15 protein-coding genes are annotated in these 19,628 nt (G+C 71.6%); 4 read left to right on the top strand and 11 right to left on the bottom strand.

The genetic code is table 11. The annotated features are described in order from the left end of the window. Window positions 1-4: 4 nt before the first annotated feature. The 3 genes from ACFYOY_RS26810 to ACFYOY_RS26820 form a co-directional block, all read right to left on the bottom strand. The gene (locus tag ACFYOY_RS26810; RefSeq protein ID WP_388590095.1) at window positions 5-2,221 is read right to left on the bottom strand and encodes an ATP-binding cassette domain-containing protein; all 2,217 of its coding nucleotides are present in this window, start codon (window positions 2,219-2,221) and stop codon (window positions 5-7) included. A 130-nt stretch (window positions 2,222-2,351) separates the two neighbouring features. Next, complete coding sequence (locus ACFYOY_RS26815) at window positions 2,352-3,113, bottom strand: NUDIX domain-containing protein (protein WP_351879356.1); 762 nt, start codon at window positions 3,111-3,113, stop codon at window positions 2,352-2,354. A 255-nt stretch (window positions 3,114-3,368) separates the two neighbouring features. Next, on the bottom strand, window positions 3,369-5,015 hold the full coding sequence (locus tag ACFYOY_RS26820) for a DUF4192 domain-containing protein (RefSeq protein ID WP_388590098.1): 1,647 nt from the start codon (window positions 5,013-5,015) through the stop codon (window positions 3,369-3,371). Window positions 5,016-5,125: 110 nt separating this feature from the next. Between ACFYOY_RS26820 and ACFYOY_RS26825 the strand changes: the two genes are divergently transcribed. Together ACFYOY_RS26825 and ACFYOY_RS26830 are read left to right on the top strand one after the other, a co-directional pair. Beyond that, window positions 5,126-7,291, top strand: a complete 2,166-nt coding sequence (locus tag ACFYOY_RS26825) for a RecQ family ATP-dependent DNA helicase (protein WP_388590101.1) — start codon at window positions 5,126-5,128, stop codon at window positions 7,289-7,291. A gap of 227 nt (window positions 7,292-7,518) precedes the next feature. Beyond that, complete coding sequence (locus ACFYOY_RS26830) at window positions 7,519-8,136, top strand: hypothetical protein (protein WP_351879364.1); 618 nt, start codon at window positions 7,519-7,521, stop codon at window positions 8,134-8,136. Window positions 8,137-8,290: 154 nt separating this feature from the next. On the opposite strand, the gene ACFYOY_RS26835 is transcribed toward ACFYOY_RS26830, so the two are convergent. The 5 genes from ACFYOY_RS26835 to abc-f all read right to left on the bottom strand — a co-directional run bounded on the left by ACFYOY_RS26835 (window position 8,291) and on the right by abc-f (window position 13,134). Then, window positions 8,291-8,950 carry a hypothetical protein gene (locus tag ACFYOY_RS26835; RefSeq protein ID WP_351879367.1) on the bottom strand — a complete coding sequence of 220 codons (660 nt, stop codon included), beginning with the start codon at window positions 8,948-8,950 and terminating at the stop codon, window positions 8,291-8,293. Window positions 8,951-9,018: 68 nt separating this feature from the next. After that, entirely contained in the window at window positions 9,019-9,720 is a 702-nt protein-coding gene (locus ACFYOY_RS26840) for a ribonuclease HII (protein WP_119991718.1), read from the bottom strand. 193 nt (window positions 9,721-9,913) lie between these two features. Further along, window positions 9,914-10,807 (bottom strand): ADP-ribosylglycohydrolase family protein, encoded by an 894-nt coding sequence (locus ACFYOY_RS26845; protein WP_388590106.1) that lies wholly within the window; start codon window positions 10,805-10,807, stop codon window positions 9,914-9,916. 11 nt (window positions 10,808-10,818) lie between these two features. Next, a complete protein-coding gene (locus ACFYOY_RS26850; RefSeq protein WP_351879373.1) occupies window positions 10,819-11,478 on the bottom strand; it encodes a histidine phosphatase family protein in 660 nt (219 codons plus the stop codon). Between the two features lie 9 nt (window positions 11,479-11,487). Further along, complete coding sequence (abc-f, locus tag ACFYOY_RS26855) at window positions 11,488-13,134, bottom strand: ribosomal protection-like ABC-F family protein (protein ID WP_388590109.1); 1,647 nt, start codon at window positions 13,132-13,134, stop codon at window positions 11,488-11,490. Window positions 13,135-13,255: 121 nt separating this feature from the next. On the opposite strand from abc-f, the gene ACFYOY_RS26860 reads away from it, so the two are divergent. Then, the gene (locus ACFYOY_RS26860; RefSeq protein ID WP_351879379.1) at window positions 13,256-13,882 is read left to right on the top strand and encodes a TetR/AcrR family transcriptional regulator; all 627 of its coding nucleotides are present in this window, start codon (window positions 13,256-13,258) and stop codon (window positions 13,880-13,882) included. Window positions 13,883-13,960: 78 nt separating this feature from the next. Here ACFYOY_RS26860 and ACFYOY_RS26865 read toward each other — a convergent pair whose 3' ends face one another. The 3 genes from ACFYOY_RS26865 to nrdR form a co-directional block, all read right to left on the bottom strand. Continuing rightward, window positions 13,961-14,569, bottom strand: a complete 609-nt coding sequence (locus ACFYOY_RS26865) for a YdbC family protein (protein ID WP_351879382.1) — start codon at window positions 14,567-14,569, stop codon at window positions 13,961-13,963. 156 nt (window positions 14,570-14,725) lie between these two features. Next, complete coding sequence (locus ACFYOY_RS26870) at window positions 14,726-17,587, bottom strand: vitamin B12-dependent ribonucleotide reductase (protein WP_388590113.1); 2,862 nt, start codon at window positions 17,585-17,587, stop codon at window positions 14,726-14,728. A gap of 114 nt (window positions 17,588-17,701) precedes the next feature. Next, a complete protein-coding gene (gene nrdR, locus ACFYOY_RS26875; RefSeq protein ID WP_351879388.1) occupies window positions 17,702-18,223 on the bottom strand; it encodes a transcriptional regulator NrdR in 522 nt (173 codons plus the stop codon). Window positions 18,224-18,664: 441 nt separating this feature from the next. Here nrdR and lexA point away from each other — a divergent pair, with 441 nt between their 5' ends. After that, window positions 18,665-19,468 (top strand): transcriptional repressor LexA, encoded by an 804-nt coding sequence (gene lexA, locus ACFYOY_RS26880; protein ID WP_351879390.1) that lies wholly within the window; start codon window positions 18,665-18,667, stop codon window positions 19,466-19,468. Window positions 19,469-19,628: the final 160 nt, after the last annotated feature.

Here is a 19,628-nt window from a genome sequence, read left to right on the forward strand (position 1 = left end):
GGCACTACTGGCGGGTGCTCCTGCCGCGCAGACCGGTGAGGGCGTAGGCGCACAGCAGAACGGCGACCGACAACATCAGTGCCTGGCCGACCGGTTGGGAGGCGAGCCGCAACGCGACCGCCAGCCCTCGGTCGATCATGGACGGCGGCCGGTCCAGCGTCGCCGCGCGCAGCCGGTGCGGCAGCATGGCCAGCGTTCGCAGCGACGGATCCTCCGCCGCACGCTGGACGACCGGCACCGCGAGGATCGGCACGGCGAGCAGGGTGGCCAGCCCCAGGGCGGTGGACCGGAAGACTCCGGCGGCCAGCAGCCCGGCCCACGACGAGCCGATGGTCAGCCCGAAAACGCCGACCACCAACTCCGGCCAGTCGCCCGGCAGCGGTACCGCGCTGCCGCCGACGAGCAGCAGGAGCGCCGCGCTGTCGAGCACGATGACGCCGAGCGACAGCAGGACGGCACCGGCCGCGCAGACCGCGAATTTGGCGGCCAGCAGCCCGAGTCGCCGGGGCACGGCGTCCCGGGTCGCGGCCAGTGCCGGAAAGCGGAACTCGTCGCCGAAGGCGAGAGCCCCCAGAAGGCCAGCCGCGATGGCGACGGGAGGCAGCGGGAGGTCGGCGGGCCAGCCGGTGAGCCGGTGCAGCTCCCCTACGCCACCCGCGCGGGCGAGCAGCACGGAGGCGAGGAGGGAGGCGACAATCGCGGCGACGCCGATCAGCCAGCCGGTCCGTACGCCGGTGGTGCGGCGCAGCTCGTAGCGCATCGGCCAGGCGGGGCCGGGGAAGCGGAGCTTGGGGAGCAGACGCAGCGGGGGTGCCTCGGGGTCGCGGGCGCGGGCGCCCGCGGAGGTGCCCGGGCCCAGATCCGCGGTCTCCTCGACCAGCCGGTGGACCACGATGCCGTGGCGGTAGGCGGTCTCCCCGACAGAGGCGGGGGACAGGCCGTAGACGGAGATGTGGGTGTCGTCGTCCCGAACTACGGAGAAGGGGTCGGCGAGCGCGGCGACCGGCTCCTCCTCGGCCTCGACCCCGGCCACGGCCCCGGTCCGCGCGGCCGCCGCATCGGCGTCGGCAGCGGGGGCGGGGACAGAGGCGGCGGGTACAGGGGCGGGGGCAGCCTTCTTCACCTTGTCCGACTTGGCTGCCTTGGCACCCGAATTGGCTGCCTTGCCATCCGGCTTGGCCGCCTTGTCGTCCGGCTTGGCCGCCTTGTCGTCCGGCCGGGCCGCGTTGTCGTTGGCCGCGGCTTCCGCGGTGGCCTTCTTCGCCTCGGCCCCGGCAACGGCGCCCCGGGCGGCGGACTGGGCCTTCCTGACCTTGCGCCAGATCGCCCTCTTCCTGACCTTCGGCGCGGCACCTTCGCCCTTGGCGGCGTCGCCCCCTTCGGCGACGTCGGGCTGGGCGGCGTCGGCCTTTGCCGCCCCGGCCTTGGCCGCGAGCTCGGCCGCGACCCGGGCCTCCTCCTCCGCCTTGGCCTCGGCCAGTTGTCGGGCGGCGTTGACCTCCTCCTCCAGGACAGCGGCGAGCCGGCCGACGAGCGGGGAGTGGACCACTACACGGGGGCGCAGCCGGGTCTGGGCGAACTCGTCCACCGGCTGATCGGCCACCAGCCGGCCCGACTCCAGGGTGAGCACCTGGTCCGCGACGCGGATGGCATCCTCGGCATCCTCGGTGGCGATGAGGACGGCGCCGCCCTGGGCGGCGAATTGGCGCAGCAGCCCGTAGAGCCAGGCGGTCTCCCGGGCCGACAGGCCCCGTGCGGGCTCGTCGAGCACCAGGGTGTGCGGATCCCCGAGAAGAGCGATGGCGATCCCGAGACGACGCTCCGCCCCGGTCGACAGATCACCGAGACGCTCGTCCGCCAGATCGGTGAGGCCGACCACGTCGAGCACCACATCGGCGCGTGCGGCGGGCACCCCGGCCGCGGCACCGAGCATCCTCAGATGCCCCCGCACGGTGCGGCCGGGGTGCCCGGGGACGTCCTCGAGGAGAACGCCGATCTCATGAGCCGGGCGCCGGATGCGGTGCAGGGGGCGGCCCCGGAAGAAGGCGGAGCCATGGCCCCGGTCGAGCTGCAGCAGAAGCCGCAGCGCGGTGGTCTTGCCCGCGCCGGGGCCGCCGAGCAGTGCGGTGACCCGGCCCGCCGGAGCCTCGAAGGTGAGGTCGTCGACAACGGGCGGCTGGTTGCGGCGGGGGGTGCTGGTCAGTCCGGTGGCCTGGATCATGGCTTCTCCCGCGGGGCATGGAACCGCTCGACGGCACGTGGGGACTGGTGGCGTACCGGAGCACGTTAACCCGCTATGTCCTATTTCTTCGGGACATAGCCCTCCCGTGGATTCGTCGTGTCATGGCTCGTCACACCTCGGGACGGAGCATGGGCGGATTGAGGAGTGTCGCCCCTCCGGCCCGGAACAGCTGGGCGGGACGACCGCCCTGACGGGTCGTCGTACCGCCGGTGGGCACCAGGAACCCAGGGGTGCCGGTGACCTTGCGGTGGAAGTTGCGCGGGTCCAGAGCCACACCCCACACCGCCTCGTACACCCGGCGCAGCTCGCCGACCGTGAACTCCTGCGGGCAGAAGGCGGTGGCCAGCGAGGAGTACTCGATCTTGGAGCGGGCGCGCTCGACCCCGTCCGCGAGGATGCGGGCATGATCGAAGGCGAGCGGGGCGGCCAGATCGCTGTCGCGGCCGAAGGCTCCGTCCTGCTCGAGCAGCGATTCGACGGGGGCCCAGCGCACGCTGTGCGCGTCACCTCCGGCCCGTGGCGCGGGCAGATCGGGCGCCAGTGCGAGGTGCGCCACGCTGACCACGCGCATTCGAGGGTCCCGCTTCGGATCGCCGTATGTGGCGAGTTGCTCAAGATGGGCAGCGTTCGGAGGGACCGGAAGCGTGGGGTCATGGGCGAGCAGCCCGGTCTCCTCGGCCAGCTCCCTGGCAGCGGCGGCGGCAAGATCCTCATCGGCCCGCACGAAACCGCCGGGTAGCGCCCACCGCCCCTTGAAGGGCGCCTCCCCCCGTCGGACGGCCAGCGCACACAGTGAATGCCGCCGCACAGTGAGCACGACCAGATCAACGGTGACGGCGAACGCTGGAAAGGCCGACGGGTCGTAGGGCATGACGCGATCATAGTCGTCTGCCTGACGATAATCAGGCCCTTGAGCATGATCACCAATGTTCGGGAAATCGCTCTCTCAAGCGCTCGCCTGCACGAATCCCGCACCTCCTTCCGAACGCCTCGGAGCCGCCCCAACGCCCCGGACCACCGCACCCCCGGACCACCCACCGACCGTCCACCGTCCACTTCCTGGCCCCGTCCCAGGGCTCCCCTGTCGCCCCTGGCCCCTGCCCCACGGCTGCCCCGCCAGTCCGGGTCAGCGGCGGCTGCGTGTCCCCCGTCCACCGGTCCGGCGCCGGGTGCGCGGCCGCCCTTCCGGACGACGCCGGCCAACCGGGGCGGCCGCCCCGGCCGGGCCGCTCTTCCCACCCGGGCCCACGGTCCCGCCCGGCCACTCCCGCGCAGACTGCGGCTCTCCCTTGGCGTCTGCTTCCGCCAGTTCCACCGCCTCCGCCAGCTCCTCCGTCTCCGCCAGCTCCTCCGTCTCCGCCAGTTCCACCGCCTCCGCCAGCTCCTCCGTCTCCGCCAGCTCCTCCGTCTCCGCCGGTTCCTCTGCTTCCGCGCGGGTGGCCCGCTCGGCGGGCTCAGCCAACTCGACCGGTCCGGCCGTCTCCATGGTGCCGACTGTCTCGGCCGGCGGTCCGACCGTCTCGACCCTCGCGGCCGGAGGTCCGGCCGTCTCCAAGGGCTCCGCGTCCGCCAGGTCGCCGAGCCTCTCCAACTCCGCGTGCACCGCCGCGTGCACAGCGCGGTCCGCACGCTCGGCACGGTCGGCCCCGTCGGAGTCCTCCCGGCGCAGGCATCGGCGCAGCAGCTTCGCCGGAACCCCCTCATTGCACGCCTGGTGCAGCAGCCTGGCGAAGAGATAGTCGGGATCGACCCGCAGGGCACGGCCGAGCGCCACCCGTGCCGTGAGCTCATCACCCGCCGACCAGGCGACCCACCCCGCCAGGGTGAGCGGCGCCGCCGCATGCTCCCCGTACGAGCCGACGCAGCGACGGGCCAGCGCGCGCCACAGCCGCAGCGCCGCATCGGCGTCCACTTCCTCCATCCACCCGGCCGCCCGGTCCCGGGTCCGCCGGTCCTGCAGCCCGATGATCACCGCGGCCGCCTCCTGATCGTCGAGCAGCCGGTCATCGTGGAGATCGGCTGTACACGCGTCGGCGGCCGACGGCGCGGCCTGGAACGTGTCCAGCATCCGGCCCACCAGACCGAGGGTTTGCGCACACACCGTCGCAGACCCGGCACCGTCCAGAATCCTCGGCACGAGCTCGGCTCCGGCCGCGTCCAGCGCCCGCTCCTGCCCGTCGGCCCGGGGTGCGCCGAGCGGGGCGAGCCTGGCCTCCATCTCCCGCAGCGAGCCGCGCACCTGGACCCCCGCGAATGTCGCCGCCGCGGCCATGACCGAGGTGCCGGGCAGGGCGAGCGGAACGCCTTCCGGAGGGCAGCAGCGGCGGTCAGGACAGACATACGACCAGAACCGGCCGCCGGAGATGCACAGCGCTTCGAACACCGGCACCTCCAACCCGCCGCACGCGGTGCGCAGCCGCTGGGCTAGTGGCCGCAGCCGCTCCATCGCCTCCTCCCCCGACTCGCCCTCGGCCGGCTCCTGGCACAGGAACAGAACGACCCCGTCCGGCCGCCCGCCACGCCGCTCGCTGCCGCTGATCAGGCATTCGGCGAGCTGGTCGCAGACTTCGGGCCATTCCTCCGGGATCCGGGGAATCCCGAGCCTGAGCCTGCCGCCGAACCGGCCGCGGGAACCGTGCAGCGCGATCATCACGATGCTGTCGTCCGGCTGAAAGCCCAGGACATAGGGCAGGGCATCGGCGAGCTCGGCCGGGCTGCGGAGGGTGACCTGCTCTTCGCCGGGCAGGCCGGCCGCTTCGTTGTGTCGAGTCATGGCCCGACGGTCCCCCAGCCCCGTCGGCCCCGCCACCCCTGTGGATAACGTTATCCACAGGCTTCCGGGACCATTGGCGCGATGTCGGCGGGATCGGGTTGCATGGGGGCATGAGCGACGAAGATCTGCGTACCTCGGCCGACCGCGTCCTGGCCCGCCTCGTCGGGGACACCACCGGCTCCGCCCGGCTCCGGGAGGATCAATGGCGGGCGATCGAGGCGCTGGTCGCCGAGCGCCGCCGGGCGCTGGTCGTGCAGCGCACCGGCTGGGGCAAGTCGGCGGTGTATTTCGTCGCCACCGCGCTGCTGCGCGAGCGCGGCAGCGGTCCGACCGTGATCGTCTCCCCGCTGCTCGCGCTGATGCGCAACCAGGTCGAGGCCGCCGCGCGCGCCGGTATCCACGCCCGCACCATCAATTCCGCCAACACCGAGGAGTGGGACACCATCCAGGCCGAGGTGGCCGAGGGCGGGGTGGATGTGCTGCTGGTGAGCCCTGAGCGGCTCAACAACCCCGACTTCCGCGACCAGGTGCTGCCACAGCTGGCCGCCACCACCGGCCTGCTCGTCGTCGACGAGGCACACTGCATCTCCGACTGGGGCCATGACTTCCGGCCCGACTACCGCAGGCTGCGCACCATGCTCGCCGATCTGCCCCAGGGCGTGCCCGTGCTCGCCACGACCGCGACGGCGAACGCACGGGTCACGGCCGATGTGGCCGAGCAGTTGGGCACCGGCGAAGGGACCGCGCGGGCGCTGGTGCTGCGCGGGCCGCTGGACCGGGAGAGCCTGCGGCTGGGCGTGCTGCCGCTGCCGGACGCCGCGCATCGGCTCGCCTGGCTCGCCGAGCACCTCGATGAGTTGCCGGGCTCCGGGATCATCTACACCCTCACCGTCGCCGCGGCCGAGGAGGTGACCGCGTTCCTGCGGCAGCGCGGCCACACCGTCGCTTCCTACACCGGCAAGACGGAGAACGCGGATCGCCAGCAGGCCGAGGAGGACCTGCTGGCCAACCGGGTCAAGGCGCTGGTCGCCACCTCCGCGCTGGGCATGGGCTTCGACAAGCCGGACCTCGGCTTCGTGGTGCATCTCGGTTCGCCGTCCTCCCCCATCGCCTACTACCAGCAGGTCGGGCGCGCCGGGCGCGGTGTGGAGCACGCCGAGGTGCTGCTCTTGCCCGGCCGCGAGGACGAGGCGATCTGGCGGTATTTCGCCTCGCTCGCCTTCCCGCCCGAGGAGCAGGTGCGCCGCACCCTCGAGGTGCTGGCGGCGTCGGACCGGCCGGTGTCCCTGCCCGCGCTCGAGCCCCAGGTCGAGCTGCGGCGGTCACGTCTGGAGATCATGCTCAAGGTGCTCGATGTGGACGGCGCGGTGCGGCGTGTGCGCGGCGGCTGGACCGCGACCGGGCAGCCCTGGGCGTACGACGCGGAGCGGTATGCGTGGGTGGCGCGCCAGCGGGAGGCCGAGCAGCAGGCAATGCGGGAGTACGCCACGACGGCCGACTGCCGGATGGAGTTCCTGCGGCGGCAGCTGGACGATGAGAAGGCGGCGCCCTGTGGCCGCTGTGACAACTGCGCGGGGGCCCGGTTCACCACCGAGGTGTCCGACGCCTCGCTGGACGCGGCGCGCGGCGAGCTGGGGCGGCCCGGTGTCGAGGTGGAGCCGCGCCGTATGTGGCCGACGGGGCTGCCCGCGGTGGGCGTCGACCTCAAGGGCCGTATTCCGGCGGATGAGCAGGCCGCCCCGGGCCGGGCCCTGGGCCGTCTCTCCGACATCGGCTGGGGAAATCGGCTGCGGCCGCTGCTGGCCCCGCAGAGCCCGGACGCCCCGGTGCCCGACGATGTGGCCAGTGCGGTGGTGACGGTGCTCGCCGACTGGGCCAAGGGCCCCGGCGGCTGGGCCTCGGGCGCGCCGGACGCCGCGGACCGCCCGGTGGGCGTGGTCACGGTCGCCTCGCGCACCCGCCCGCAGCTGATCGGCACACTCGGCGAACGGATCGCCACCGTCGGCCGGCTGCCCCTGCTCGGGAGCATCGCGTACCACGACGGCGATTTCGACACCCGGGTGCCGCGCACCAACAGCGCCCAGCGACTGCGAGCGCTGCACGGCGCGCTGACCGTGCCTCCTCAGCTGGCGGCGGCCCTTGCCGAGGCGGGTGGGCCGGTGCTGCTGGTGGACGACATGGCGGACACCGGCTGGACGTTGGCCGTCGCCTCCCGGCTGCTCCGCCGGGCCGGAGCGGCCGGAGTATTTCCGCTGGTCCTGGCCGTGCAGGGGTAGGGGCGGCCGGGCCGCGGCAGGGCGTGAACCGGTCAGGAATATAGAACGCACATCCAGGTAAAACGGTCAGTGGGACCAACTGCTCATTGCCGCACGCGGGCGCGACCGCAAGAATTGTCTGCAGCTCCCCCGCCCCCGGTCCGTCCGTGGTCCGACGGGGCTGTGTCGTGGCCCGCGCCCGTGCCCGACCCTTCGCACGGACCGTGGGCGCAGACGAAGGGAGGACCGTGACCTTCGGCTTCGCTCCGCCACCGTCCGCCGATTCCGCTTCCCGGGTCGGCCGGATGCTCCAGCCCGCCGAGTGGGCGGCAGCGGGGATCCCGCTGCTGCGCAATCCACGCGAGGTGGTGACCGGACTGCACAGCCGCCATCTGCCGACGCCCTCGACCGTCGTCGTCGCGGTCCTCGATCCGGACGAACGGCTCAAGGCGAGCGCCTCGTTCGTCCGCCGCACCGCCGCTGTCGACGGCTGGGACTTCCGGAACGCGCTGCTGGCGCAGTTGCGCCGGGTGATCCCACACGATCTGCGGCGCCGCACACCGATCCGCACCGCCGTGCTGCTCTACTGCCGCGAGGGCGAGAGCCGGTGGACGGACGAGGACGGCGCCTGGATGTGGGGATTGCGCGACGCCTGCACCCTGCACGGTCTGCGCTGCGGCGCCTACATCACGCTGACCCGTGACGGATGGCGGGTCCTCGGCGAGGGGCGGGGCGGCCGTCGGCCGCACTCCGCTTCGCTGCCCACCGAGTTGGATGTGGCCGTCGAGGGCGACAGCGATCCGAAGGCACTGCCGCGACCCCACCTCGGAACGCGCACGGCACTGAGCCACTCCGCCGCCGTCTGACCGGTCGCGGAACGCCCGCGTCTGACCGGTCGCCGGGCACCCGTGTCCGAACGGTCGCGGGGCGCCCGTGGCCACCTCCGTCCGTCCGGACGCCGGACAGCTCCGCCACGGGGGCAGAGCCTGCCGGACACCGGGCGTTCGGGGACGTACGGCCTCAGGCGCCCGGACCGATGAGGGCGTTGATGCGCTTCGGGTCGCCGCAGACGATCAGCAGCGTCCCGGCAAGGCCCATCGCCTCGGGCAGCGCGCGGGCCACGGCGTCGTTCGCACCACCGTTGACGGCGACGACCACGACCGGGCGGCCCTTGGCGCGATCGGCATCCGCACCGGCGTAGAAGACATCGTCTCCGGCGTCGTGCTGCGCCCAGTACGACGCTTCGCCGAAGGACAACTCATGCGCCGCCCACGGATGCTGCTCCCCGGTGGTCAGCACCAGGATGTCACCGGGGGCCCGGCCGGAATCCAGCAGCAGGTCGACCGCCTCGTCCGCCGCGTCCAGCGCGCCGTCCACCGTGGCGGGGATGAGCTGGAGCTGGGGACCGGCCTTCGCGGCGGCGGGTGCGGTCTTGGCAGCCGAAGCCGCCGGGGCGGTCGGCACGGGCTTCGTCGCATCGCTCGTGGTGCGCTGCGACTGAGCCGACGAGGTTCCGGCGGAGCCACGGTTGGGACCGGGGCTTCCGGGCCGCCGCGGTGCGGGCCGGGGGCCGGGACCAGGGACAGGACGAGGGGTCGGCGCGGTGCGGCCTGCGGCCGGTGTCGCGCGGGGACCCGGGACACTCTCGTGAATCTGAGGCTCCTCGGGGATGAGAGGCATGGGCTGATGTCTATCAAACGTCGGTGCGAGTCGCATCGGCGGGTGGCGGTTTTGACCGCTTGGTCTGCTCAGAAGTCGAAGCCGAGTTGGCCTTCGTCCTCCAGCCCGACCGGTTCGGGGGTGCTGCGGACCCGCTTCAGGTGCCGCCAGCGGGGCAGCCCGTCCATATAGGCCCAGGACAGCCGGTGGTGGGGCGTGGGCCCCAGTTCCCGCAGGGCTGCTCGGTGCACGGGGGACGGATATCCGGCGTTGTCCTCGAAGCAGAAGTCCATGTGCTCGGCTCCCAGTTCGGCCATCATCGCATCCCGGCGCACCTTGGCGATCACCGAGGCGGCGGCGACGGACACACAGGACTGATCGCCCTTGATGACCGTGCGGACCGCCCAGGGAGCGCCGAGGTAGTCGTACTTCCCGTCCAGGATCACCGCGTCCGGCCGGACCGGCAGCGCGTCCAGCGCACGCGTGGCGGCGAGCCGGAGGGCGGCCGTCATCCCCAGGCCGTCGATCTCCTCGGGAGAGGAGTGACCCAGGGCGTGTGCGGTGACCCACGAGTGCAACTCCTGGGCCAGGGTCGTGCGCTTCTTGGGGCTCAGCAGCTTGGAGTCGGTGAGCCCGGTCGGCGGACGGCGCAGACCGGTGACCGCCGCGCAGACCGTCACCGGACCGGCCCATGCCCCGCGCCCGACCTCGTCGATACCGACGACGATCTTGGCTCCCGTCGTGGCGCGAAGCGAGCGCTCGACACTGTGGGTGGGCGGTTCATATGCCATGACGAGGACAACCTTACGCCGCTCTTACCTGCGTTCGGAACCCGGATCCTCGGCAGCGGTCCCCGGCTCCTCCGGGTGACCCCTCCCTCGGTGAACCGGGTGGCCGATTCCGCTCAACACGGCGCGGTGGAGGGCCGGTTCGCCGGTGGGGCAAACCGGGCGACGCACCGCATCACGCCCGCGCGGGGAGAGGTCAGGCGGCCCGCGCCGGGACCCACTCCGGCAGCGCCTCGGTGCGGTCCTGCCAGTCGGCGGGCGGCGCACCGGCGGCCGCCGCCGCGACCACCCCCCCGACGATGGCGCAGGTGGTGTCCACGTCCCCGCCGGCCGAGGCCGTCCGCCAGAACGCCTCCTCGAAGGAGCCCAGATGGCGGGCGGCCGCCCACAGGGCGAACGGCACGGTGTCATGGGCGCTGGTGCGCCGGCCGCAGCCGAGCACCGCGGCGACGGTCCCGGCGTCCGCATCGTCGAGCATGTCGCGGGCGCGGCGCAGCCCTGCCTGGACCGCACTGCGCGGCACCACCTCGACCACCCGGTCCAGCAGCTCCTCCGGCCCGCCGTGGCCCGCCGGATCCGCCACCAGCGCCGCGGCCGCGGCCACCGCCATGGCTCCCGCCACGGCCTCGCGGTGCTGATGTGTGGTGTACGCCGAGATCTCCGCCTGATGCGTCGCCTGCTCCACATCGCCCGCGTACCAGGCGCCCAGAGGGGCGATCCGCATGGCGGCACCGTTGCCCCATGACCCCTGCCCCTGGAACAGCCCGGCGGCCAGGTCACGCCAGTCGCCGCCCTCCCTGATCAGGCGGAGCATCCGGTTCACGGCGGGGCCGTAGCCCCGGTCGAAATCGTGGTGGTCGGCGAAGGACCGGGCGAGATGGTCCTGGTCGATTCTGCCGTGGGTCACCAGGACGGCCAGGATCGAGCAGGCCATCTCGGTGTCGTCGGTCCACTGCCAGGGGGCGGGCGGCAGCTCGCGGCGCATGAGGAACGGATAGTTGGCGGGGACGAAGAACTGGGAACCGAGGGCGTCGCCCACGGCCAGCCCGCGCAGACTCCGAAGAGCCCGGTGGAAACGGTCAGCGGTCATCGGTGCGCACTCTAACCGGTGCGGCCGTAGGGCTTGGGGGTGCACCAGCGCTCGAAGGGCCGGTCCAGGTGGTAGCGCCCGTCGGAGCCGAGCAGCAGGGCCCGTGTTTCGCCGTTGCCGGGGTTCGACAGCGACTCGAATTCGGCGACGTTCCAATGCAGCCACCGCATGCAGAACAGTCTCATGGTCAGCCCATGGGTCACCAGCAGGACGTTCGGCGGATGTGCCGGGTCCTGGAAGCTGCGCCACAGGCTCTCCAGGAACGCGTCCACCCGGTCGTAGACATCGGCACCCGACTCACCCTGCGCGAACCGGTAGAAGAAGTGTCCGTAGGCGTCGCGGTACGCCATCTGTTTCCGCACGTCCTCGCGGTCCTGCCAGTTTCCCCAGTCCTGCTCCCGCAGCCGCGGCTCCTCCCTGACCCGGGTACGCAAGGGGTCGAGATCGAGCAGCCTCAGGGTCTGGTGGGTGCGGCGGTACGGCGACACATAGATCGACACGCGCTCGTCGCCGAAAGCGGCGCGCAGCCGCTCGCCCGCCTCCGTCGCCTGCCGGCGCCCGGTCTCGGTCAGCTTCAGAGCATGATCGGGCACCCTTTCGTACACCGAGTCATCAACATTCCCCTCTGATTCTCCGTGCCGCAGGAGGACGATGCGCCGGGGTCGTGCCATGGCGCCACCCTAGATCGAGGCCGCGGCCGGTGCCGCATCCCCCTCCTGGGCCATGAGCCGGCCTCCTCGTATTTCGCACCGGCGCCCGGTGAAGCGGCTGCGCAGCAGCCGGTCGTGCGACACCACCACCAGCGCCCCGGTCCACTGGGCCAGCGCCTCCTCCAGCTCCTCCACCAGACCGAGGGCGAGATGGTTGGTCGGCTCGTCGAGCAGCAGCAGATCGGCGGGGCGGGCCAGCAGCCGGGCGAGCGCCAGCCGGCGGCGCTGGCCCGCGGAGAGGGATCCCACCGGGACGTGGAGATCGTCCGTGCGGAACAGTCCGTACGACAGCAGAAGGGCGCCCTGCTCCTCCGCTGTCCCTGGCAGCCCACGGCCGAAGGCCGACAGCAGCCGCTCCCGGGGCATGGCGACCGATATCTCCTGGGCGAGATAGCCGATCCTGCCCCGGCGGGCCGCCCGGCCCGTATCCGGCTTCTCCCACCCCGCCATGACCCGCAGCAGCGTGGATTTGCCCGCGCCGTTGGCGCCGTGGACGAGCAATCTCTCCCCGGCCACCACCGTGAGTCGGTCGACCGCCAGCCGCTCCCCCACGCGGACGTCATGGAGGTCGATGAGCACACCGTCCGCCGTCCCCGCGGCGGGGAGCGCAGAGAACCGCAGCGGCTCCGGCGGGCGCGGTACCGGGTCCTCCTGGAGCCTGCGCAGTCTCTCCCTGGCGTTCCGCACCCTGCTGGACACCGATGACTGCACACGTCCCCTGTCCCGGTCGTAGGCCAGCTTGTTGCCGTCCTTCATGCCGCGGCCGGGGGCGACCCGCCGTGCGACGGTCGTGGCGGCTTCCGTCAGCGCGGCCGTCTCCGCGCACCACTCCTCGTACGCCTGCTCCCAGCGGCGGCGCGCGGCGGTTTGCTCGGAGACGAATCCGGCGTACCCCCCGCCGTACCGCACCAGGGTGCGCCGGTCGGCGTCCACCTCGACGATCGCGGTCGCCACCCGCTCCAGGAAGACCCGGTCGTGGGAGACCGCGAGGACGGTGCCCGAATGCCCCCGCAGCGCCTCCTCCAGCCAGCTGAGCGCGGCACCGTCGAGGTGGTTCGTCGGCTCGTCCAGCAGCATCACCTCGGGGGCGGCGGCGATCAGGCAGGCGAGCCCGAGCCGGGCTTGCTCGCCGCCCGACAGGCTGCCGAGCCGCCGCTCGTACCCGATGCCGCCGAGCCCCAGACCGTGCAGGGCCTTCTCCACCCGGGCGTCCGCCTCATAGCCGCCACGGGCCTCGAAGGCGGTCAGCAGATCGCCGTACGCGGAGAGCGCGCCGGGGGCGCCGCCGCCGAGATCCGCCTCCAGCTCGCGCAGCCCGCGCTCCATGGCGCGCACCTCGGCGAGTGCGGCGTCCACCGCGTCGCGCACCGTGTGGTCCGGGGGCAGCTCGGGCGTCTGGCCGAGGTGACCGATGCCACCGTCGGCCACCGTCACCACGGCGCCGTCGTCCGGTGACTCGCTCCCGGCCAGCAGCCGCAGGAGGGTGGACTTGCCCGCTCCGTTCTCCCCCACGACGCCGACCCGCTCCCCGGGCCGGACCGCGAAGGACACGTCGTCGAGCAGCAGCCGGTCGCCCCGGGACAGCGTGACGCCTCGGAGTGAGATCTGCGTGGGCACAGGGGCGTACCTCCAAGCACGCGAGCACGTGGGCCATCCGGACCGCACGCTCCAAACACAACTACAGTTGCGTTACCCTCATCATGGCACAGGAAACCCGCTAACACAACTGGAGTTGCACTTGCCCGCAGAGAGCGCCGCCCCGACACCGGGCACCGTCCGCCCCGGCGGGCGCACCGCGCGCACCCGCTCGGCGGTGCGCGACGCCGTGCTCACCGGCCTCGCCGAGCACGGCTATCCCGGTCTGACCGTGGAGTACGTCGCCGAGCGCTCCGGTATCCACAAGACGACCGTCTACCGGCGCTGGGGCAGCGTCGAGGGGCTCGTGGCGGACGCGCTCGACCTCGCGGGCGAGGACGCCTGGACACCACCCGACACCGGAAGCCTGGAGGGCGATCTGCGCGCCCTCGCCCGCGAGGTGACCGAGACCTTCGGCAGCGCGCCGGCCGCCACCGCGCCGACCGCCTTCATCGCGGCCGCGTTCCAGTCCGAGCGCGCCGCCGAGGCGCTGCGCGACTTCTACACCGAGCGCTTCGCCCGCTGCGAATCCGTGGTGCGGCAAGCCGTCGACCGCGGTGAGGCCCCGTCCGGCACCGACGCCGCTGCGGTCGTACGCGCCGTCTCCGCGCCCTTGTTCTTCCGGGCACTCATCACCCGTGAGCCCATCGACACGCCGCTCGCCGACCAGACGGCGGCCGCCGTCGCCGCCGCGGTCCGGGCCGGGGCGTATTCCCCCGCCCGCCGGTGATCAGGGCCGCCTCCTGAGCGCAGGGCCGCCTCCTGAGCGCAGGACCGCCCGTCGAGCGGCCGAGGGCTCGTCCCGCCCTCACACCACCGTCCAGGCGGACTCGACCCGAACGACATCGCCGGCGATCGCCGCCACATCCGCTTCCGTCTGCGCGCGCAGGCCGAGCCGCTCGACCCGCTCCACCCGGTACTTCCCGTGCTCGGCCGCCGAATCCCACATCGACAGCACCAGGAACTCGTTCCCTGGCGCCTCGCCGAACACCCCGCGCAGCATCCCGGGCGACCCGGCCATGGCCGGATTCCACACCTTCTCCTGCACCAGCGTGAAGTGATCCACCCGGTCGGGGCGCACCCGGCAGTGCGCCACGCGCACCACGTCCGCGTCGGAGAATCGCGGCTCGAAGCCGACCTTCACATCGAATCGGTGCTCGAACAGCCGGACTTGCATATCCCGGAACGTGCCCGACTGCGCGGCCGCCAGCCGGTCGTGCGAACGCGCCATGAAGGAGTCGTAGAACGCCCGGCTTTCCCAGAACGCGAAGACATGCGCCACATCCGGACGCCCCCGGCTCCAGCCACCGCCCTGCCCCCGGAATCCCGGTTCGCCGGGCAACCCCGCCCACTTCCGCTGCCCCCGCTCGAAACCCGGGCGGTCCACCACGGTGCAGCGAATCCACTTGACCAGCACCGCGCCATCCTACGGCCGTGCGGTGGCCCCCATCACATACCGGAGAGTCCGCCCCCGGTTCGGCATCGCACCGTACGACGCCCGGAGACGACGGCGGCGGGGCGCGAGCCCGAAGGCCCGCGCCCCGCCGCGGATGTCATCCGTAAGGAGCTGCGATCAGCTGCAGCCGCTCGTCGAACCGCAGCCCTCGCACAGGTAGCAGCTGCCCGCGCGGCGCATCTTGGTGCCGCAGGAGAAGCAGAGCGGCGCGTCCGCGTTCATCCCCAGCTGGATCTCGACCAGTTCGGTCGAGCTGTGGGCCTCCCGCGCCGACTGGGGCGTGGTCCGCGGTTGGGACGTGCTGCTCTTCGGGGCGTCCACATGGCGAGGCGCCGACTGGGCCAGGCCCTCGACGTCCATCTCGTCGTCGCTGGGCTCGTAGGACCCCGTCTCCAGGTGGCGCTGGCGCTCCTCGGCGGAGTGGATGCCGAGCGCCGAGCGGGTCTCGAACGGCAGGAAGTCCAGCGCCAGCCGGCGGAAGATGTAGTCGACGATCGACTGCGCCATCCGCAGGTCCGGGTCGTCCGTCATACCGGCCGGCTCGAAGCGCATGTTGGTGAACTTCGAGACGTAGGTCTCCAGCGGCACGCCGTACTGCAGACCGACCGACACGGCGATCGAGAAGGCGTCCATCATGCCCGCCAGGGTCGAGCCCTGCTTGGACATCTTCAGGAAGACCTCACCAAGACCGTCGTCCGGGTAGGAGTTGGCGGTCATGTAGCCCTCGGCGCCGCCCACCGTGAAGGAGGTGGTGATGCCGGGACGGCCCTTGGGGAGCCGCTTGCGGACCGGGCGGTACTCGACGACCTTCTCGACCTCGGGCTCGACCTGTGCCTTCTCCTCCTTCTTCTTGGCGGAGAGCGGCTGGCCGACCTTGCAGTTGTCGCGGTAGATCGCCAGCGCCTTGATGCCGAGCTTCCAGCCCTCGAAGTAGATCTCCTCGATCTCCTCGACGGTGGCCGACTCCGGCATGTTGACCGTCTTGGAGATGGCGCCGGACAGGAACGGCTGGGCGGCCGCCATCATCCGCACATGACCCATCGGCGAGATGGAGCGCTCGCCCATCGCGCAGTCGAAGACCTCGTAGTGCTCGGGCTTGAGCCCCGGAGCGTCGATCACATTGCCGTGGTCGGCGATGTGGGCGACGATCGCCTCGACCTGCTCCTCCTGGTAGCCGAGCCGCTTGAGCGCCTTGGGGACCGTGTTGTTCACGATCTGCATGGAGCCGCCGCCGACCAGCTTCTTGAACTTGACCAGGGCCAGGTCCGGTTCGACGCCCGTGGTGTCGCAGTCCATCATCAGGCCGATGGTGCCGGTCGGCGCGAGCACCGACGCCTGGGCGTTGCGGAAGCCGCTCTTCTCGCCGAGGCGCAGCACGTCCTGCCATGCCTCGGTGGCCGCGGCCCAGACCGGGGTGTCCAGGTCGTCCATGCGCTTGGCAATGGCGTTGGCGTCCGAGTGCTGCTTCATGACGCGCTTGTGGGCGTCCGCGTTACGGGCGTAGCCGTCGTACGGACCGACCACGGCGGCGAGCTCCGCGGAGCGCTTGTACGAGGTGCCGGTCATCAGGGACGTGATGGCTCCGGCCAGGGCCCGGCCGCCGTCGCTGTCGTAGGCGTGGCCGGTGGCCATCAGCAGGGCGCCGAGGTTGGCGTAGCCGATGCCCAGCTGGCGGAAGGCGCGGGTGGTCTCGCCGATCTTCTCGGTCGGGAAGTCCGCGAAGCAGATGGAGATGTCCATCGCGGTGATGACCAGCTCGACGACCTTGGCGAAGCGCTCGGCGTCGAAGCGCTGGTGGCCCGCATCGTCGTCCTGGAGGAACTTCATCAGGTTGAGCGAGGCCAGGTTGCACGAGGAGTTGTCCAGGTGCATGTACTCGCTGCACGGGTTGGAGGCGGTGATCCGGCCCGATTCCGGCGAGGTGTGCCAGTGGTTGATGGTGTCGTCGTACTGGATGCCCGGGTCGGCGCAGGCCCAGGCCGCCTCGGCCATCTTGCGGAAGAGGGACTTGGCGTCGACCTCTTCGATGGACTCACCGGTCAGCCGGCTGCGCAGCCCGAACGAGGAGCCGGACTCCACGGCCTTCATGAACGTGTCGTTCACGCGGACGGAGTTGTTGGCGTTCTGGTACTGGACGGACGTGATGTCGTCGCCGCCCAGGTCCATGTCGAAGCCCGCGTCGCGCAGGGCGCGGATCTTCTCCTCCTCCTTGACCTTCGTCTCGATGAACGCCTCGACGTCCGGGTGGTCGACGTCGAGCACGACCATCTTGGCGGCCCGGCGGGTGGCGCCACCCGACTTGATCGTTCCGGCGGAGGCGTCGGCGCCGCGCATGAAGGAGACGGGGCCGGAGGCGTTGCCGCCCGAGGAGAGGAGCTCCTTGGAGGAGCGGATGCGGGAGAGGTTCAGGCCGGCTCCGGAGCCGCCCTTGAAGATCATCCCCTCTTCCTTGTACCAGTCCAGGATCGACTCCATCGAGTCGTCCACGGAGAGGATGAAGCAGGCGCTGACCTGCTGCGGCTGCTTGGTGCCGACGTTGAACCAAACAGGCGAGTTGAAGCTGAAGACCTGGTGCAGCAGCGCGTAGGTGAGCTCGTGGTCGAAGATCTCGGCGTCCGCGGGCGAGGCGAAGTAGCCATTGTCCTCACCGGACTTGCGGTAGGTGCGCACCACGCGGTCGATGAGCTGCTTAAGGCTCGCCTCGCGCTCCGGGGAACCCACCGCGCCACGGAAGTACTTACTGGTGACGATGTTGACCGCGTTCACCGACCAGAAGTCGGGGAACTCCACGCCGCGCTGCTCGAAGTTGACCGAACCGTCGCGCCAGTTGGTCATGACGACGTCACGACGCTCCCAGATCACCTCGTCGTACGGATGCACGCCGGGGGTGGTGTGGATGCGCTCGATGCGCAGACCCTTGTTCGCCTTGCTTCCCTTGGAGCGGGAGCCTCGTGCCGGGCCGCTCGTCGTCTCTGTCATTCCGCCTCCCTGGTACGGGCGAAAACGCCCTGATGTGCCTATTTCTTCCCCAGGCACGTATCTGTCTTTCACCCGGATGCGGCAAGCGCCCCGGGTAGGTGTGTGGGTCGCCGGTCAGTCGGCGGCGACGGCCGGCGCGGGGGCCTCCGCGGCCCCTTCGACGCCGGACCCGCGGTCGTGCGCGGGAGGCCGTTGCTGGTCACGCAGCTCCGCCACGGCCGCCTCGAAGTCCTCGAGGGAGTCGAAGGCGCGGTAGACGGAGGCGAAGCGGAGGTAGGCGACGAGGTCGAGCTTCTGGAGCGGGCCGAGTATGGCGAGCCCGACGTCATGAGTGGACAGCTCGGCGCTGCCGGTGGCCCGGACCGCCTCCTCCACCTGCTGACCGAGCTTGGCGAGGGCGTCCTCGGTGACCGGACGGCCCTGGCACGCCTTGCGCACCCCGGAGATGACCTTGTCGCGACTGAAGGGCTCGGTGACCCCGCTGCGCTTGATCACCATCAGTGACGCGGTCTCCACGGTCGTGAAGCGACGCGAGCAGTCGGGGCACTGGCGGCGCCTGCGAATCGAGCAGCCGTCGTCGGTGGTGCGGCTGTCGACGACACGGCTGTCGGGGTGCCTGCAGAAGGGGCAGTGCATGACTCCGAACCCTCCCTCACCCTCAAGAACGGCGCATGCCTGAACATGCCTGACTAGCCCCGACCGGGCCGGGAGGCCCGCCGGAACGGCCACAAGCATAGGCGAAAACCTTGGCAGCGAATCCACCAGGACCACAACTTGTGGGTGGCTTGCATCCATCTAACCACTAGATCTGGTGGCTGGCACTCAACCGAGCCGGATGGCGTGTCACGACTGGGGGGCAGGCACGAGACTACGCGAGCCCCACGCGTCCCGGATTCACGGGGGTCGGGATGCAAGACTGGGGCCACCCCCACAGCGGCCGGATCAAACGGTCCATACACCTAACCCTGTGATCACGTCAGCCCATCTGCGAAATTTCACTCGAACGTGTGTTTGGCGCAACCTTTCGAAAGCAACTACCGTTGTCCAACTAGGGAGAACATCTCGAGAGGGGCCGTCGTGACCACCACCGCAGAGAGCGCCACCGTTACCGCCCAGGAGCGCTCCCAGAGCCGACTCGAACAGACACACACGATGAACCAGACCCACCCGATGAACGACGACGCCACGAATCCGGAAGGACAGAAGCCCACGCGCTCGCTACCAGGGCGACCTCCAGGCATCCGGGCGGACAGCTCAGGGCTGACCGACCGGCAGCGGCGCGTCATCGAGGTCATTCGCGACTCTGTGCAGCGGCGTGGCTACCCGCCGTCCATGCGGGAGATCGGCCAGGCGGTGGGCCTCTCCAGCACCTCGTCCGTCGCCCATCAGCTGATGGCTCTGGAGCGGAAGGGCTTTCTGCGGCGCGACCCCCATCGGCCCCGGGCCTACGAGGTCCGCGGCTCCGACCAACCCAGCGCCCAGCCCACGGACACCGCCGGCAAGCCCGCCGCCTCCTATGTGCCGCTGGTCGGCCGGATCGCGGCCGGTGGGCCGATCCTCGCCGAGGAGTCGGTCGAGGATGTTTTCCCGCTCCCCCGGCAGCTGGTCGGCGACGGTGAGCTCTTCGTGCTGAAGGTGGTCGGCGACTCCATGATCGAGGCCGCCATCTGCGACGGGGACTGGGTGACGGTGCGCCGTCAGCCCGTCGCCGAGAACGGTGACATCGTCGCCGCGATGCTCGACGGCGAGGCCACGGTGAAGCGCTTCAAGCGCGAGGACGGTCATGTGTGGCTCCTCCCGCACAACGCCGCCTACCAGCCGATTCCCGGCGACGAGGCCACCATTCTGGGCAAGGTGGTCGCGGTGCTGCGGCGCGTCTGAGCACACCGGATCGAGGTGCGCCCCGAGCGTGCCCCACGACCGGGCCCCGGGACCACTGCGCCGGTTCCGGGGCCCTGCTGTATGTGGTCACCTTCCACCATCGGGGCCCGTCGTGTGCGACGACCGTGGCGGCCCTGGGGCGCGACGCCTCGCCAGGCCG

It is taken from the genome of Streptomyces sp. NPDC007875, from assembly GCF_042868035.1.
GTDB classification, from domain to species: domain Bacteria; phylum Actinomycetota; class Actinomycetes; order Streptomycetales; family Streptomycetaceae; genus Streptomyces; species Streptomyces antimycoticus.

Coding starts and splice junctions, on each gene's coding strand:
- ACFYOY_RS26810 (WP_388590095.1), bottom strand. CDS start 2,221: ATGATCCAGGCCACCGGACTGACCAGCACCCCCCGCCGCAACCAGCCG.
- ACFYOY_RS26815 (WP_351879356.1), bottom strand. CDS start 3,113: ATGCCCTACGACCCGTCGGCCTTTCCAGCGTTCGCCGTCACCGTTGAT.
- ACFYOY_RS26820 (WP_388590098.1), bottom strand. CDS start 5,015: ATGACTCGACACAACGAAGCGGCCGGCCTGCCCGGCGAAGAGCAGGTC.
- ACFYOY_RS26825 (WP_388590101.1), top strand. CDS start 5,126: ATGAGCGACGAAGATCTGCGTACCTCGGCCGACCGCGTCCTGGCCCGC.
- ACFYOY_RS26835 (WP_351879367.1), bottom strand. CDS start 8,950: ATGCCTCTCATCCCCGAGGAGCCTCAGATTCACGAGAGTGTCCCGGGT.
- ACFYOY_RS26840 (WP_119991718.1), bottom strand. CDS start 9,720: ATGGCATATGAACCGCCCACCCACAGTGTCGAGCGCTCGCTTCGCGCC.
- ACFYOY_RS26845 (WP_388590106.1), bottom strand. CDS start 10,807: ATGACCGCTGACCGTTTCCACCGGGCTCTTCGGAGTCTGCGCGGGCTG.
- ACFYOY_RS26850 (WP_351879373.1), bottom strand. CDS start 11,478: ATGGCACGACCCCGGCGCATCGTCCTCCTGCGGCACGGAGAATCAGAG.
- ACFYOY_RS26870 (WP_388590113.1), bottom strand. CDS start 17,587: ATGACAGAGACGACGAGCGGCCCGGCACGAGGCTCCCGCTCCAAGGGA.
- nrdR (WP_351879388.1), bottom strand. CDS start 18,223: ATGCACTGCCCCTTCTGCAGGCACCCCGACAGCCGTGTCGTCGACAGC.